The following is a 15,110-nucleotide window of genomic DNA, read 5'->3' as shown; positions in this document are numbered from 1 at the left end:
AAGGGGCGGTCACCGCAGTGACCACCCCTTGGCATGTATGACTAGGAACCTACGCGGAAACGCGTGAAGGCGACGGGCTTGACGCCGGCCTCTTCGAGAACCTGTGCCACGGACTTCTTGGCGTCCTTGGCGAATGCCTGGTCAACCAGGACCTCACCCTTGTAGAAGCCCGTCACGCGGCCTTCCACAATCTTGGTCATGGCCGCCTCAGGCTTGCCTTCAGCCTTGGCAGTCTCTTCGGCGATGCGGCGCTCGGACTCAACCAGTTCGGCCGGAACGTCGGCGCGCGACAGGTAGTTCGGTGCCATGGCAGCGATGTGGACGGCGACGTCGTGGGCTGCCGTAGCGGCAGCTTCGCCTTCGCCTTCAACGGCAAAGAGCACGCCAACCTGGGCCGGAAGGTCCTTGGAGGTCTTGTGCAGGTAGGCGTCAACCGTTCCACCCTCCACGCGGGAGATGCGGCGGACAACAACCTTCTCGCCGAGGACAGCGCCTTCTTCGACTACGACCTCGGACAGCGGCTTGCCGTCAACGTCGGTGGCCAGGAGGGTATCGAGATCGGCAGCACCGGACTCAACAGCAACAGCCAGAACCTTGTCGGCAAGCTGGATGAACTTGTCGGCCTTGGCCACGAAGTCGGTCTCGCAGTTGACCTCGACCATAACGCCGACGTTGCCCTCGACCTTGGCGGCAACCAGGCCTTCAGCAGTGGAGCGGCCTTCACGCTTGGTAGCGCCCTTCAGGCCCTTGATGCGAATGATCTCGATGGCCTTCTCGGCGTCACCGTTGGCTTCGTCAAGAGCCTTCTTGACATCCATCATGCCGGCGCCGGTGCGCTCGCGCAGAGCCTTGATATCAGCGGCAGTGTAGTTGGCCATGTGAACCCCTCTGTCTAGAAAATTATGTGTTTGTGGTCACCGACAAGATGGCTGCTCAGCGAGTGAGCAGCCATCCGGTCGGTAATCCCGGAGCTGCGGGCAGCCCAGGGATGGTCAAGCTTTGAATGCCTGCTTACTTGGCAGCGTCAGCTTCGGGTGCTTCGTCGGCAGCCGGGGCTTCCTCGGCAGCAGCCGGAGCAGCTTCGGCGGGGGCGGCCTCAGCGGCAGGTGCTTCTTCAGCCTTGCTGCCCTCAAGAAGCTCGCGCTCCCACTCAGCCAGCGGCTCTTCGGGGGTCTCGGCTGTGCCGGTTGCGCGCTGGTTGCGGGCGATCAGGCCCTCAGCAACGGCGTCGGCGACTACGCGGGTGAGCAGGTTCACGGAGCGGATGGCGTCGTCGTTACCCGGGATCGGGAAGTCGACCTCATCTGGATCGCAGTTGGTGTCCAGGATGGCAACAACCGGGATGTTCAGCTTCTTGGCTTCGTCAACAGCAAGGTGTTCCTTCTTGGTGTCCACGATCCAAAGCACCGAGGGCGCCTTGGTCAGGTTGCGGATACCGCCAAGGTTGGTTTCAAGCTTGGTGAGTTCGCGCTTGAGGAGCAGCAGCTCCTTCTTGGTGTACGTGGAACCGGCGACGTCGTCGAAGTCGATCTCTTCGAGTTCCTTCATGCGCTGGATACGCTTGGCAACCGTCTGGAAGTTGGTCAGCATACCGCCGAGCCAACGCTGGTTGACGTAGGGCTGGCCTACGCGCATTGCCTGCTCGGCAATGGCTTCCTGGGCCTGCTTCTTGGTACCGACGAAGAGAACGGTGCCGCCGTGTGCAACGGTGGCCTTCACGAACTCGTAGGCGCGGTCGATGTAGGAGAGCGACTGCTGAAGGTCGATGATGTAGATGCCGTTGCGCTCCGTGAAGATGAAGCGCTTCATCTTCGGGTTCCAACGACGGGTCTGGTGTCCAAAGTGGACGCCGCTGTCAAGCAGCTGGCGCATAGTTACGACGGGCATGCCGACGCTCCTTCCGGCAGGTCATTCATGAGAGAGCCCATGGCTCTCTTACCCTGCCAATAGTTGACGGTTGATTTAGCTTTGCCCAGGCGGGCTTTTGCTCCTGGCATCCCTTGTTCCTCTCATCAGGACCGTTGCCGGCACTGACCGCAAGAGGCGCAATCCTCCACAGCCGAAAGTCCGGACTAACCCGGACTTCAGAAAACGGAGGGCTGGATGCGCGTAGTCAGCTACTGCTCCCCCACACCTCTGAATGAGACGTGCCGACGAATGACAGCCTGCAGAACACGGACGCGGACGTGGCGTGGACTGAAGGCAGGCACCGTTGAGGGCACAGCAAACTGCTCCGTCAAGTGTACTACAGTGCGTTCGTTGCCAGAGACCAACTCCGGGGTCATCAGGACGTTCTCCACATAGCAGGATCGGCGCCTTACAACGCCACCCGAGGGCGGACAGGCTGGAGTCATGAAAGCACTAATCCTCGCAGCGCTCATACTGCTCACCGCGCCCCTGGCAAGTCAAGGCGCCGCTCCAGCGGCCATCGAGGAACCCCGGGGCAGCTGGAGTTGGCCGCTGTCTCCCGAGCCCGCGGTGCTGCGGGGATTCGACCCGCCGGACAAGCCATGGTTGAGCGGGCATCGAGGAGTGGACCTGAAAGCCGCAGATCCGGCGCAGGTCACGTCCCCTGAGTCAGGCGCTGTCACCTTTGTAGGCGTTGTGGTGGACAGGCCGGTCATCACCATCGACCATGGCGGAATCAGGAGCAGCTTCGAACCGGTGGAAAGCACCCTGACGGTCGGAACAGTGGTGTCCAAGGGCGATGTGATCGGCACGGTGCTTGCGGGTCATTGCGGGGACGCGCCGTGCCTCCACTGGGGAGTCCGCCGCGGCGAGGAGTACCTCAACCCGTTGTCGTTCGTCAGGGACATGCGTCCCTCCATCCTGCTCCCGCTGACAGCCCGAGGGCCTTAGATTATTGCCGGCTTAGACGATTGCCGAGATTCCGGTGATGGCTCGCCCTGTCACCAGGGTGTTGATTTCGTGAGTGCCCTCGTACGAGTAAATGGCCTCGGCGTCAGCGAAGACTTTAGCCATTTCGTAGTCCGTGACGATCCCGTTGCCGCCCAGGATGCTGCGGCCCAGGGCAACACTCTCCCGCATGCGGGCGGTAGTGAAGGCCTTGGCAAGCGCCGATTGTTCGTCCTTGGCTACGCCTGCATCCTCCAACTGGGAGAGCCGGACCATCATGCCCATTGAGCTCACGGCGTTCCCAAGGATCTGAACCAGCTGGTTCTGGACCAGCTGGAAGGAGGCGAGCGGCCGTCCGAACTGGGTCCGCTCAACTGCGTAGCGGCGGGCGACATCGAAGGCGGCAAGCTGCTGACCGACCGCCTGCCAGGCGACGCCCAGGCGGGTGACCTTGAGGACCTTGTTGGTATCCCTGAAGCTGTTGGCGTTCGCGAGTTTGAAGAACTCTGGAACCACCACGTTGTCGAGCACAATGTCCGCGTTCTGTACGGTGCGAAGGGAGATCTTGTTCTCGATCTTGGTGGCGGTGTAACCGGCGGACCGGGTGTCCACCATGAAGCCCTTGACCTGGTTATCGGCCTCGTCCCTGGCGTAAATCACCACCCAGTCTGAGAAAGTGGCGTTTCCGATCCAGCGCTTGGCACCGTTAAGGATCCACTGACCCCCGTCATATCGCGCCGTGGTGCGGGTACCGCCCGCTACGTCGGAACCACCCAGGGGTTCGGTGAGGCCGAACGCTCCGATCTTCTTCATGGAGTAGATATCGGGCAGCCAGGCCTCCTGCTGTTCCTGGGAGGCGAGGGCCTCAATGGAGCCGGTGAACAGCCCGTCGTGGACTCCCATAAAAGTGGAGATGGATGTATCAGCGCGTGTGACTTCGGCGTGGATGATGCCGGCGAAGAGGTTTGAGTGACCTTGGCGCCTCACCGGGCTGACGAGGTCAATCTCTGCAAGCTTGGGGATCAGGTCCATGGGGAACTCTCCCCGGTTCCAGCAGTCCACAGCAATCGGCTTTACTTCCCGCGCGAGGAACCCGCGGATTTCGGCAAGGCGGTCCTGCTCTTTGGTGGTGAGCATCTGCTCGAATCCAAAGAAGTCACCGTCAGCGTAGGGGAGGTTGTCAATGTCATTAGCAGCCTTGGACATGGTGTTCCTTCACATGTGGTCAGCAACGGCCGGAGGGGGCCAGGAGTCCGCGATCGGTAAGTTACCCGTGAGTAACATACTGATCAGTAACATACCGTATGCTGAGCCGAAAACAAAGGAGCCGCGGCTGATGGTCTCGCCATCAGCCACGGCTCCCGTGTGTTTTTCACATCCTGTTCAAACAGTAGGGCTACTCGGACTTGAACCGAGGACCTTAGGATTATGAGTCCCGCGCTCTAACCAGCTGAGCTATAGCCCCGTGCGCCCGGCGGCACCGTCCAGGCAGGACCGCGCCCCGGGGCAAAAACACTCTAACAATAGTAGTCGAGCATGCGTGGTGCCCACGCCACGCTGAACCCGCGGTGTCGTCAGACCTGGATGTCGTCGTAGCTTGCGCCCCTGTACAAATCTTCAAATTTCTGCAGGACGCCATCGATGCTGTGCGGTTCCACCATGGCGCGGCTCGCCTTGCCCATCATGGCCCGGTCTTCGGCCGGGAGGCTGAGCACCTGGGATATCTTCGCCGCGAGGTCATTGATGTCGTTGGGCCGGAAGAGGTAGCCGTTCTCGCCGTCGTTGACCAGGTGTGGCAAGGCCATTGCATCTGCCAGCACAACGGGAGTGGAAGCCGACATCGCCTCGAGAGTGACCAGGGACTGAAGTTCGGCTGTACCGGGCATGCAGAAGAGGTCTGCCTTGATGTAGGCCTCCCTGAGCTCTGCGTCACTCGCCAGGCCCAGGAAGGTCACCCTGTCCTTCAGCCCAAGGCGCTCCACCTGCGCCTCAAGCGCCGGCCTGACCTCGCCCCCGCCCACAATCTGGAGATGCACGTTCAGCTCTGCCGGAGTCTTTGCCACAGCATCGATCAGCACATCCACATGCTTCTCTTCCGCCAGCCGCCCGGCGAACAACACGGTGGGCGCTGAGTTTGGCTCCAGGGCTTCCCCCGGCTGGAGCTCGTAGGCTGCCGAATCTATGCCGTTGGAGAGGGGAAGGACCTTCCCCAGGAAGGCATGCTGGTGCATGGCCTTGGCCGCGAGCGGTGTAGGGGTGGTAACCACGTCCGCCTTACCCATGACCTTGCCCATGTCCTTCCAGGAGATGCGCCCGATAATGTCCTTGAACCACTGCGGGAAAGGCATGAACGGGTTGAGGTTCTCCGGCATGAAGTGATTGGTGGCCACCACCCTGATGCCCCTCTTCACGGCTTCGTAGAGTACGTGCTCGCCGATCATGTAGTGGCTCTGGATGTGGACAACGTCCGGCTGCACTTTGTCGAACAGGAGGCTGATTTCCTTCTTGATCTCCCATGGAAAGCAGATCCGGAAGTATTCGTGGGTGGGCACCTTATGGGAGCGCAGCCGATGGACCGTCGCCTCGTCCCGAAACTCGGTGTAGCTCGAGCCCTTGTCCTGCCGGCAGGCCAGCACATGCACGTTATGCCCGCGTCCGGTCATGCCTTTGGCCAGGCGGTAGCCGAACTGTGCTGCTCCATTGATGTGGGGCGGATAAGTATCCGCGGCGATCAGGATGGTGAACGGTTCCTGGCTGTCGGGCTCTTCTTGGCTATCGGGCATTGTCACGTGGAAAGCTCCTGGTGTTCACGTTGAGGACAGCGGCAGCCGCTGTTCCGTGCAGGGTGCCGGTGCCTGGGGCACCGGTTGCCGGCTGAGTCTTGTCGGCTGAGTGCCCTACTGGACCCGCCCCGCGGCCTTCCGCGCGTCCTTCTTGCGCTTTGTGACCTCGGGATGGTGCCTGGAAAGGGCTATCACTCCCACGATAGCAAGGGTTGCCGCCGTACCCATCGAAATGGCCATCACGGCGTGGACATCAGGTCTCAGTTCGCCGAGGATGGCAATGCCGATCGCGATCCCGACAATCGGGTCCACCACAGTGAGTCCGGCAATCACCAGGTCCGGTGGCCCGCCGGAATAGGCGCTCTGGACGAACCAGGAGCCCAGCCCTCCGGCGGCGGCGATTGCCACAACCGAGTACCACGGCACGTTGAGCAGTCCCAGCCCGTTCGGATCGAGAAGGTGCTTGCCGATGATGCGCGTCAGAACGGCCACGAAGCCGAACAGGACGCCTGCTCCGATGATGTACACAAAAGCGCTCATCCGGTGCCTGAACATAACTGCCAGTGACCCGAAGAGGCCCACAGCGAGAGCGAGGAGGAGCACGATGGTAAGTTCGTCGTCGGAACTCACATGATGGTTTTCCTGGGTCACGTTGACGGCCAGCAGGACGAACAGTGCGGACCCCGTCACACACGCCGAAATGGCCACCACCGTGGCCCGGTTGATGCTGATGCCCTGGTCTCGGGCGTTGACCACCGTGGTGATCACGAGGGCGATTGCCCCGATGGGCTGGACCACGGTGAGCGGTGCAGTGACGAGGGCAATGGAGTTCATCGCCATTCCGGCCACCAGCAGGAGCAGCCCGAATACCCAGCGGGGGTTACGGAGCAGTCGCAGGAACCCGTTCGAGCTCAAGGCGAGCCCGCCCGTGTCGGCTTTGACCGCGCTCCCCTGCCGCTGCGCACCGAAAGCCAGGAAAAAGGCACCCAATACCGCAAGGAAAACCGCCAGCCATACCATCAGCGACGTCCGCCGTCGTCGGCGCTTTGCATTTTGCCTTTCCTGACGATGGCCCGGAAGTAGTTGAAGGCGGCCACCCAATGCCCTAGAAGTCCAAATCCCAAAAATACCCAGGCAATGACGAAATACACCTCAGTCAGGGGGATGGGCAGTTTGGACAGTACCAGCAAAGGCGTGCCCACCAACAACAGGGCTGTACGGATCTTGCCGATGCGGCTGACGGGAAGATCGGGGTGGTTCCGGAAATAGAACAGGGAAGCTGACAGCAGGACGGCGTCCGGGACCAGCAACGCGGTGAGGTACCACCACTCCACCACTCCGGCTATGACCAGGGTGACGGCAACTGAGATCAGGGCCAGACGGTCGGCCATCGGATCCAGGATTCGCCCGAGCCTGGACGTCTGGTTGAAGCGACGGGCGATATACCCGTCGATCCAGTCGGTGCTGCCCATGATCGCCAGGACAAGCACGGCAAAGCCGTATTCCTTTCGGGCAAGCACGAGCCAGACAAAGAGAGGCACACCCATAAAGCGCAGGACGGTAAGGATATTGGGGACGGTGAAGATCAGGTCGTGATCGACCTGCGGCTGTCCCGGCCGGGCACCAGCGCCGATAAACTTCATCCGTTCACCCTTTCGATGCCGGCAACGGCGTTATGGCTGAGCTCAGCTCAGGTCCTAACTCTTGAACAGTTTCCGCAGCAGAACCAGAAAAACGGCGGCGGAGGCGGCAAAGGCGGCGAGAGGCTTCCATCGCAGCTCCGGCTTGCCTGAACTCCCCTTGGGGATAGAGGCGGACGCCGCTTCTGTGAGGGCTGCGATCCGGCCTCCAACTGTTGCCTGCCCGTCCTTCAGCATCGCTTGGGCTCCGGTAAGCAGTGCCTGGCCCTGCACCCTGACGTCGAGTTCTTCGCCGAGATCGTCTCGGACGCCGGTGAGATGGTGACGGCGCTGCGTCAGGCGGCGGCGCAGCTCGGCTTCGGTGGGGGCGGGAGCAAGATCGGGTTCGGCAGCAGCCTTTGCTTCCTTCTCCGCCTTGGCCATGGCGGCCTTCGCGTCCTTTTCGGCTTTGGCGGCCTTGACCTGTTCCGGTGAAGGATCCAGGATGCTGGCATCAAAGTCTGAGCCCTCCTTGACCACTCCGAGATCGTGCTTGAATCCACGAATGGTGTCTTCCGGCAGCAAGGGCATGGCCTTCTTGAACTTGCGCAGGCCCACCAGGGCTCCTATGAGGGTGATCAGGAGGAAGACCGCGCAGACGATCAGGGCTGCGAGCCAGGCGGGCATGATGGTGGCCAGGCCCATAATGGCGGCAACAATAAGTCCTGTCAGCAGGAACGCGGCGAAAACCAATGCCACGGCGAAGAAAGCAGCCGCCGTGCCAAGTTGAATGCCTTTACGCTTGATCTCCACCTTGGCGAGGGCGATCTCGTCGTTGATCTGGCGTGGCAAGAGCCTGATAACAAGCCTCACGGTTTTGGGCAGCGCGGTGAGGCGCAGTCCGTTGCTTGTCCGGCCGCTGTGACGTCCGCTCATCGGTACCGCCTAACTGGTTCCATCTTCGTTCCGCTATCGCTGGGTGCCGGGCCGACGCCACTATCCGCATCCCCCGTTGTCAAAACTATCATTCAGGGTGTTGACGGGCCTGGGGCGACAGCGCGCCGCGCGTCCTCCAACGCTGTAGAAGTTTTCTCAGGGCCCTAGGATTGACTTCCGTGACTATTCCCCCCACTCCCGGCGATTTCCTGAGCCGCCGCCGGAAGATCCTGTACATTCTTCTGCTCGGTGCCCTCACAGCCCTGGGTCCCTTCACCGTGGACCTGTACCTCCCGGCTTTCCCTGCTTTGGAGGCCAGCCTGGGAGTTTCCGAGGCGGCTGTTCAGCTGACGCTTACGGGCACGACTGTGGGGTTTGCCCTCGGCCAGCTGGTGGTTGGTCCCTTCAGCGACAAGTTCGGCCGCAGGCTTCCGCTGATCATTGCCACGACACTGCACATTGCCGCATCGGTGGGCGCTGCGCTCTCTACGGACATCACCAGCCTGGGGATCTTCCGTGTCCTCATGGGAGTAGGTGCGGCCGGAGGCGGAGTAGTGGCGATGGCCATGGTCCGGGACCTCTTCAGCGGGTATGCCATGGTGCGGATGTTTTCACGGATGGCCCTGGTCAATGGTCTGGCACCGATCCTGGCTCCGGTTATCGGTTCGCAGCTGCTGCTGGTGATGCCGTGGCCCGGCATCTTTGTCTTCCTGGCAGGCTACGGCAGGTGGTGGTTGTGGCTGCGATCTTCCTGGTGCGCGAGACCTTGCCCTCCGAGGCCCGCGGACGATCCGGGTTGACGGCAGGACAGCGATACAAGCTGTTGTTCTCCGACAGGATCTTCGTCGGGCTGCTGATGGTGGGAGGCCTGAACTTCGCCGGACTCTTCGCCTACCTTTCCGGTTCACCCTTCCTCTTCCAGGACGTGTACGGCTTCAGTCCCCAGGAGTATGGCCTGCTCTTCGGCATCAACTCGCTGGCAATTGTGGCAGGAGTGCAGACAAGCTCACGCCTCATAAAAAACATCCCGCCGCAGTGGATCCTCGCCTGTTCCACAGCCTGGATGTTCTTTATGGCCCTGCTGATTGTTCTCTTCGACCAGTTGGGATTCGGCCTGTGGGGCGTCCTGGTACCACTGTGGTTCTACATCCTGGGCACCGGCTTCACGTTTCCGTCCGTTCAAGTCCTTGCCTTGGCCAATCATGGCGCGCAGGCAGGGACGGCCGCCTCTTTGCTCGGTGCCGCCACCTTCATGCTGGCCGGCATCATCTCTCCCGTAGTGGGTGCCCTCGGCGTTGATTCGGCCACGCCCATGGGAGCAGTCCAGGCTGGCTGCATCCTGCTTGCCGCTGCTGCCCTCTGGCTGGTGGTACGGCCCCGGACTGTCCCTTCCATCCACGGGTAGGCTGAAATCATGGCTCAAAAACTCCACCGCAACGGGCGCGGGCTCTTTCTCGGAGCGCTGCTGGGCGGCGTCGCCGGCTTCTTTGCGGGGCGGATTATGGGGAACATCGCCCTCGGAATCATCCTGGGCGCATTGGTGGGAGCGGCCTTGCTCTACCGGGTGAATCCCGGCCCCTGGAACCGCGAGTAGTCCGCTCCACCAGTAGTCCCTGCGCCCGGATGCGCGATAAAGTTGTATATGCCCAACTGGCGGGATCGTCCTTCTCTTCCGGCCACGTGGCAGCGGTGCGACACCGGGATCCTGCCTCTGTGGTGGGAACGGCTGTGCAGCCAAACCAGCCCCCAATCAGCCGCCCTCTATGCGGCGGGCCTTTTCACAGAGGACCGTCGCCGTCCCATCGCCCAATGGTTCAATCCAGCCTTCAACGCCGCGCTCCTGGTGGCACCTGAAACGTCCCCGGAGTGGCCCGTGCAGCGCTTCGGGATCTTCTATGCTCCGCCCAACGCCGGCTTCACCCGCGTCCACTCAGCGCCTCATGAATGGCACCCGCGGAAACCCCGGGAATCCCCTACCGAAGACGAAGCCTTCCAGTCGGCTGTCGCGGAGGCTGAACGGTTTTTGCAGGTAGAGATGGATTTTGTCTGAATGGCCTCGATGGCGGCCGCCAATCCCCGCAATCTCCGCGAAACTGTCTGACAGAAGCTCACAAAAAAGGTCCCGCAGCGGGTTTTCACCTGCTGCGGGACCTGTGTGCTCCTCCTGCTGGACTTGAACCAGCAACCCTTCGATTAACAGTCGAATGCTCTGCCAATTGAGCTAAGGAGGAATGAAGCAGGTACGACATTAGCAAAGCTTTTGCCCCTATGGGAAATCGAGAGCCCTGGAGGGATAAATACCCCGCCGGGGTACGAAAAAGCCTCCGTCCGAAGAGTCCGGACGGAGGCTGTGCGCTCCTCCTGCTGGACTTGAACCAGCAACCCTTCGATTAACAGTCGAATGCTCTGCCAATTGAGCTAAGGAGGAATGAAGCGGCTATAAGCCTAGCAAACACTGGCCGTGGAAACGAAATTGGAACAGTTTCAGGCCTCAGCCCGCAGCGCCCGGCGCTCCATCTCCAGCTGCATGAGTTCCCGGTTCAGCCGCTGGAACTCTTCCGGGTCAGCCGAAGGGTCCAGCCGTTGCAACTGGCCCATCTTCTGGGCCTTGACCTTGGTGATCTGCAGCTCGAAGAGGCGCGCCAGGATGTCCTTGCAGTACTTCTGCACGCCATCTGCCGTGCTGGCAGGCAGAGGGACGACGGCGAGCTCGGACACCAGCGGGCGCAGCGGCTCGGGAACCTCCTGGCGCAGCTGCTCCACCCACCGGACGGGGTCAGCCGCGAACCCCAGTCCGGTGGCACGGATTGCTTCGTGAACAGCGAGGTAGGCGGGGGTTGAGAACCGGGCATCGCTGAAACGCTGCCATGTTTCGCCCTCGAGCATCCCGGGTTCCTGGACGGCGACCTCCAGGGCCTGCCGTTCCATGGACGCGACGGGATCCCTGGGATCAGGACGGTTGAAGGAGGGCAGGACTCCGGCCGGGGTGGCCGGAGCCACGCCTGGCCCCTGCGACGGCTGCAGTCCTTGTTTGGCGGCTGCATTGACCACCCGGAGAACTTCATTGGGGTCGGGCATTCCCAGCCAGCCTGTGAGAGCCTGGCAGTAACCCGTGCGCGTTGAGGCATCCCGGATGGCCGCCACCACCGGGGCCGAGGCCCGGAGTCCCTGCACCCGCCCCTCCACGGTGTCCAGGTCAAATTGCTTAAGGGTGCTTCGGATGGCGAATTCGAACAGGGGTCGCCGCGACTGAACCAGTGCGTGGACTGCGGCATCACCCTTTGTCTGGCGGAGGTCACAAGGGTCCGCGCCCGTTGGCTCCACAGCCACGAAGGTCTGGGCAACGAACCGCTGGTCCTCCTCGAAGGCGCGCAGCGCCGCCTTCTGCCCCGCGGCGTCGCCGTCGAACGTGAAAATTACTTCCCCGCCGCTGCCGTCGTCGGAAAGCAGCCTGCGGGCAATCTTGATGTGGTCAGTGCCGAAAGCCGTTCCGCAGGTGGCCACGGCGGTCACGATGCCCGCGAGGTGGCAGGCCATCACATCCGTGTAGCCCTCCACCACCACAAGCCGGCGCTCTTTGGCGATATTGCGCTTGGCGAGGTCGATCCCGTAAAGAACCTGGGACTTCTTGTAGAGGGTGGTCTCAGGTGTATTGAGGTACTTGGGGCCTTGGTCGTCCTCGTACAGCTTGCGGGCGCCAAAGCCGATGGTGTCGCCGGCGATGTCCCTGATGGGCCAGATGAGGCGTCCCCGGAAGCGGTCGTAGATTCCCCTGTTGCCCTCGGAAAACATACCCGTAAGCCTGAGCTCGGGCTCGGTGAAGCCCCGCCCGCGCAAATGCTTCAGCAGGGCATCCCAGCCCTGCGGGGCATAGCCGACACCGAAGTGCTCAGCAGCCGCACGGTCGAACCCCCGGGTCTGGAGGAACTTGCGCCCCTCGGCCGCGCCCGTGGTCAGGAGCTGCCCCCGAAAGAATTCGTCCGCTATCTTGTGGGCGTCCAGGAGCCGTTGCCGTTTGCCCACCTCTTCGCGGTTCGGCCCCGTTCCGCCGTCCTCATACCGGAGTTCGAAGCCGATACGCGCTGCCAGCTTTTCCACGGCCTCGTGGAACGTCGAATGGTCCAGCTTCTGCACAAAAGCAATAACGTCCCCGTCTTCACCGCAGCCGAAGCAGTGGTACCTGCCCACCTGCGGCCGCACCGTGAAGGACGGCGAACGCTCATCGTGGAAAGGGCAGAGGCCTTTGAAGGTGCCCATGCCAGCGCCCTTGAGGGTCACGTAGCCGTCCACGACTTCCTTGATGTCCGTGCGCTGCCGGACCTCGTCAATGTCTTCGCGTTTGATCAGGCCGGCCACAGAGTCATCCTAGTACGACGGTCCGACAGCCACTTGCCGGAAAAGGCGTTCGACGCCCGAACAGCCTTTAGCGGGCGGGTCACCAAAGCGAGGGCAGGCTGCCCACGAGCCGTTCATACATCGCGAGCGCGGAGCCGTCCGTCAGGGAAGCCACCTGGTCGATGACCACGCGTAGCCGGGCGCCGTCGTCGTCCGCGGCCCGCCAATCGGCAGCGAACATGGGCTCGAGGTGCCGGTCACCGCTGGCGTTCAGTTCCGTGACGAGGGCATGGAGCACTTCGCGCTGGCGCTCATAGATGGGCTGGCGGTGCTCAGTGGTCATCACAAAGGTGGTGGCCAGTCCCTTCATCACAGCGATTTCCATCACGGTCTCATCCGGCACGATCAGCTCGGCGTTGTACCGGGTCAGGTCCTCGGGACCGTAGACGGCACGGGTGGTCTCCAGTGCACTCTGGCAGAAGCGCCCGATCAGCTGGCTGGTCATGTCCTTCAGCGCGGCCATGGCCTTGCGGCTGCCGTCTGCCTCCCGGACCCACACTGACGTTGCCTCAAGCCGGGCCAGGGCGGCGTCGATGGCTTCGGGATCGTTGTGGGGCAGGTACCACTGCTTGGCGTAACCCACCACGCGGGCCCGGTGGTCGGGGTTGTCCATCCAGCCCAGCTGGAAGTGACCGGCGACGATGGCGTCCTCGACGTCATGGACGGAGTAGGAGATGTCGTCGGCCAGATCCATGACCTGCGCTTCAAGGCACGAGCGCCGTTCCGGGGCCTCGTCACGGATCCAGTTGAAGATGGGGAGGTCGTCCTCGTACGCGCCGAACTTGCTGGTGCGCTGCCCATGGATCACCGGTGCCTCAAGGGCGGACCAGGGGTATTTGGCGGCGGCATCAAGGCTGGCGCGCGTCAGGTTCAGGCCCGCGGGGCTTCCCTCCGCATCCAGCACTTTGGGCTCCAGGCGGGTCAGGAGCCGCAGGGTCTGCGCGTTTCCTTCAAATCCGCCGATGGAATGCGCCATCTCGTTGAGCGCGGATTCGCCATTGTGGCCGAACGGGGGATGGCCCAGATCGTGGCTGAGGCAGGCGGTGTCCACGACGTCGGGATCGCAGCCAAGGGCGCGGCCAAGCTCGCGTCCCACCTGTGCCACCTCCAAGGAATGGGTGAGCCGGGTCCGGACGAAGTCGTCGGTGTCCGGGGCAACCACCTGGGTCTTGGCGCCGAGCCTGCGCAACGCCGAGGAGTGCAGGACGCGTGCCCGGTCGCGTTCGAAATCCGAGCGGTAGGTGTTTTTGGGCGGTTCCTCTACCCAGCGGGCAAAGTCGTGGGCTTCATAGCCGGGAAGGACAGGAGCTGTGGTCCTGGTTTCAGCCACCAGAGACGTCCAGTTCCGCAGCGGTGATGTCCCGCGACTGGTCGGCGTCCATGCAGCGGTCCTGCAGCCAGTCCTTGGGCAGGGCGGGCTGTTTGGGTGAGCCTGCACGGCCGCGGGGGCCCTCAGCGTCGACGCCGGGGTACGGGGAATCGAGGTCCAGCTGGTCCAGTATCCCGCGCAACACCTCAAGGGTGGGCACGGTTGCCAGCTTGGTGCGGAGTTCGCTGCCCACGACGTAGCCCTTGAAGTACCAGGCCATGTGCTTGCGGATTTCCCGGAGCGCCTTGTATTCGTCGTCGAACGTCTCGATCATCAGTTCCGCGTGCCGGTAGACGCCTTCGGCCACCTGACGCAGGCCTGGCTTGTGCCGTTCGTCGCTGCCCTCGAAAGCAGACATGAGGTCCCCGAAGAGCCACGGCCGGCCCTGGCAGCCCCGGCCGATCACCACACCGTCCACTCCGGTCTCGCGGACCATGCGCACCGCATCTTCGGCTGACCAGATATCGCCGTTACCCAGGACAGGAATGTCCGGCAGCGCCTCGCGCAGGCGGGCAATTGCCGACCAGTCGGCCTGACCCGAATAGAACTGGGCCGCGGTGCGGCCGTGAAGAGCGACGGCGGCAACACCTGAATCGCGGGCAATCCGGCCGGCGTCGAGGTAGGTCAGGTGGTCCTCGTCTATGCCTTTGCGCATCTTAATGGTCAATGGAACATTGCCCCTGGAGGCTTCGCGCACAGCGGTCTGGACGATCGAGGTGAACAGGTCGATTTTCCAGGGCAGGGCTGCTCCCCCGCCGCGGCGGGTTACCTTGGGCACAGGGCAGCCGAAGTTCAGGTCGATGTGATCAGCGCGGTCTTCTTCAACGAGCATCCGCACTGCCTGCCCCACGGTTACGGGGTCCACACCGTAGAGCTGAACGGAGCGGACTTTCTCGTCGTCGTCGTGGGAGATGATCCGCAGCGATTCCGGGGTGCGCTCCACCAGTGCCCGGGAAGTGACCATCTCCGCTACGTACAGCCCGCCGCCGTATTCACGGCAGAGCCGGCGGAACGCGGTGTTGGTGATTCCGGCCATGGGGGCCAGCACCACGGGGGTGTCCACCGTGATGGGGCCCAGTTTCAGCGGAGGGAGTTCCAGCTTGGGGGCGGGAGGCGTTGCTACAACAGTCACCCGTCCATTGTCTCAAAGCG

Annotated in this window: 13 protein-coding genes, 3 tRNA genes and 1 pseudogene; 4 read left to right on the top strand and 13 right to left on the bottom strand. The window is 62.6% G+C overall.

Annotated features, from left to right (window positions below; all coding sequences use genetic code 11):
- Positions 1-41 precede the first annotated feature (41 nt).
- Complete coding sequence (gene tsf / locus M1D88_RS06735) at positions 42-878, bottom strand: translation elongation factor Ts (RefSeq protein WP_458113778.1); 837 nt, start codon at positions 876-878, stop codon at positions 42-44.
- A 133-nt stretch (positions 879-1,011) separates the two neighbouring features.
- Positions 1,012-1,887 (bottom strand): 30S ribosomal protein S2, encoded by an 876-nt coding sequence (gene rpsB / locus M1D88_RS06730; protein ID WP_458113777.1) that lies wholly within the window; start codon positions 1,885-1,887, stop codon positions 1,012-1,014.
- 465 nt (positions 1,888-2,352) lie between these two features.
- Between rpsB and M1D88_RS06725 the strand changes: the two genes are divergently transcribed.
- On the top strand, positions 2,353-2,859 hold the full coding sequence (locus M1D88_RS06725; protein WP_458113776.1) for a murein hydrolase activator EnvC family protein: 507 nt from the start codon (positions 2,353-2,355) through the stop codon (positions 2,857-2,859).
- Positions 2,860-2,871: 12 nt separating this feature from the next.
- Here the strand turns inward: M1D88_RS06725 and M1D88_RS06720 are convergent, their stop codons facing one another.
- The 6 genes from M1D88_RS06720 to M1D88_RS06695 form a co-directional block, all read right to left on the bottom strand.
- The gene (locus tag M1D88_RS06720; RefSeq protein WP_458113775.1) at positions 2,872-4,062 is read right to left on the bottom strand and encodes an acyl-CoA dehydrogenase family protein; all 1,191 of its coding nucleotides are present in this window, start codon (positions 4,060-4,062) and stop codon (positions 2,872-2,874) included.
- A gap of 185 nt (positions 4,063-4,247) precedes the next feature.
- Positions 4,248-4,321: transfer RNA gene (locus M1D88_RS06715), tRNA-Ile, on the bottom strand.
- 109 nt (positions 4,322-4,430) lie between these two features.
- Positions 4,431-5,639, bottom strand: a complete 1,209-nt coding sequence (locus tag M1D88_RS06710; RefSeq protein WP_458114453.1) for a glycosyltransferase — start codon at positions 5,637-5,639, stop codon at positions 4,431-4,433.
- 114 nt (positions 5,640-5,753) lie between these two features.
- Complete coding sequence (locus M1D88_RS06705; RefSeq protein ID WP_458113774.1) at positions 5,754-6,659, bottom strand: DMT family transporter; 906 nt, start codon at positions 6,657-6,659, stop codon at positions 5,754-5,756.
- Positions 6,659-7,282 carry a CDP-alcohol phosphatidyltransferase family protein gene (locus M1D88_RS06700; RefSeq protein WP_458113773.1) on the bottom strand — a complete coding sequence of 208 codons (624 nt, stop codon included), beginning with the start codon at positions 7,280-7,282 and terminating at the stop codon, positions 6,659-6,661. Before M1D88_RS06700 ends, M1D88_RS06705 begins: the two co-directional genes overlap by 1 nt.
- Before the next feature lie 54 nt (positions 7,283-7,336).
- On the bottom strand, positions 7,337-8,194 hold the full coding sequence (locus tag M1D88_RS06695; RefSeq protein ID WP_458113772.1) for a phage holin family protein: 858 nt from the start codon (positions 8,192-8,194) through the stop codon (positions 7,337-7,339).
- Positions 8,195-8,373: 179 nt separating this feature from the next.
- Here M1D88_RS06695 and M1D88_RS06690 point away from each other — a divergent pair.
- From M1D88_RS06690 to M1D88_RS06680, 3 genes and pseudogenes are all read left to right on the top strand, one after another.
- Positions 8,374-9,599: pseudogene (locus M1D88_RS06690) on the top strand (multidrug effflux MFS transporter).
- Positions 9,600-9,608: 9 nt separating this feature from the next.
- A complete protein-coding gene (locus M1D88_RS06685; protein ID WP_458113771.1) occupies positions 9,609-9,788 on the top strand; it encodes a hypothetical protein in 180 nt (59 codons plus the stop codon).
- Positions 9,789-9,836: 48 nt separating this feature from the next.
- Positions 9,837-10,244, top strand: coding sequence for a hypothetical protein (locus M1D88_RS06680; protein ID WP_458113770.1), 408 nt, complete (start codon positions 9,837-9,839; stop codon positions 10,242-10,244).
- Positions 10,245-10,352: 108 nt separating this feature from the next.
- On the opposite strand, the gene M1D88_RS06675 is transcribed toward M1D88_RS06680, so the two are convergent.
- The 5 genes from M1D88_RS06675 to dusB form a co-directional block, all read right to left on the bottom strand.
- Positions 10,353-10,425: transfer RNA gene (locus M1D88_RS06675), tRNA-Asn, on the bottom strand.
- 124 nt (positions 10,426-10,549) lie between these two features.
- Positions 10,550-10,622, bottom strand: a tRNA-Asn gene (locus M1D88_RS06670).
- A gap of 56 nt (positions 10,623-10,678) precedes the next feature.
- Positions 10,679-12,550, bottom strand: coding sequence for a DNA primase (gene dnaG, locus M1D88_RS06665; protein ID WP_458113769.1), 1,872 nt, complete (start codon positions 12,548-12,550; stop codon positions 10,679-10,681).
- Between the two features lie 79 nt (positions 12,551-12,629).
- Positions 12,630-13,919 (bottom strand): deoxyguanosinetriphosphate triphosphohydrolase, encoded by a 1,290-nt coding sequence (locus tag M1D88_RS06660; RefSeq protein ID WP_458113768.1) that lies wholly within the window; start codon positions 13,917-13,919, stop codon positions 12,630-12,632.
- Positions 13,912-15,090 (bottom strand): tRNA dihydrouridine synthase DusB, encoded by a 1,179-nt coding sequence (dusB, locus tag M1D88_RS06655; RefSeq protein ID WP_458113767.1) that lies wholly within the window; start codon positions 15,088-15,090, stop codon positions 13,912-13,914. Before dusB ends, M1D88_RS06660 begins: the two co-directional genes overlap by 8 nt.
- Positions 15,091-15,110: the final 20 nt, after the last annotated feature.

This window comes from Arthrobacter sp. R1-13 (assembly GCF_054161475.1).
This window is presented reverse-complemented; position numbering and strand designations above follow the sequence as displayed.

Bases quoted from the DNA above. Each gene is read 5' to 3' on its own strand.
- M1D88_RS06725 (WP_458113776.1), top strand. From the start codon at position 2,353: ATGAAAGCACTAATCCTCGCAGCGCTCATACTGCTCACCGCGCCCCTG.
- M1D88_RS06710 (WP_458114453.1), bottom strand. From the start codon at position 5,639: ATGCCCGATAGCCAAGAAGAGCCCGACAGCCAGGAACCGTTCACCATC.
- M1D88_RS06695 (WP_458113772.1), bottom strand. From the start codon at position 8,194: ATGAGCGGACGTCACAGCGGCCGGACAAGCAACGGACTGCGCCTCACC.
- tsf (WP_458113778.1), bottom strand. From the start codon at position 878: ATGGCCAACTACACTGCCGCTGATATCAAGGCTCTGCGCGAGCGCACC.
- M1D88_RS06680 (WP_458113770.1), top strand. From the start codon at position 9,837: ATGCCCAACTGGCGGGATCGTCCTTCTCTTCCGGCCACGTGGCAGCGG.
- M1D88_RS06720 (WP_458113775.1), bottom strand. From the start codon at position 4,062: ATGTCCAAGGCTGCTAATGACATTGACAACCTCCCCTACGCTGACGGT.
- rpsB (WP_458113777.1), bottom strand. From the start codon at position 1,887: ATGCCCGTCGTAACTATGCGCCAGCTGCTTGACAGCGGCGTCCACTTT.
- M1D88_RS06705 (WP_458113774.1), bottom strand. From the start codon at position 6,659: ATGGTATGGCTGGCGGTTTTCCTTGCGGTATTGGGTGCCTTTTTCCTG.
- M1D88_RS06685 (WP_458113771.1), top strand. From the start codon at position 9,609: ATGGCTCAAAAACTCCACCGCAACGGGCGCGGGCTCTTTCTCGGAGCG.
- M1D88_RS06700 (WP_458113773.1), bottom strand. From the start codon at position 7,282: ATGAAGTTTATCGGCGCTGGTGCCCGGCCGGGACAGCCGCAGGTCGAT.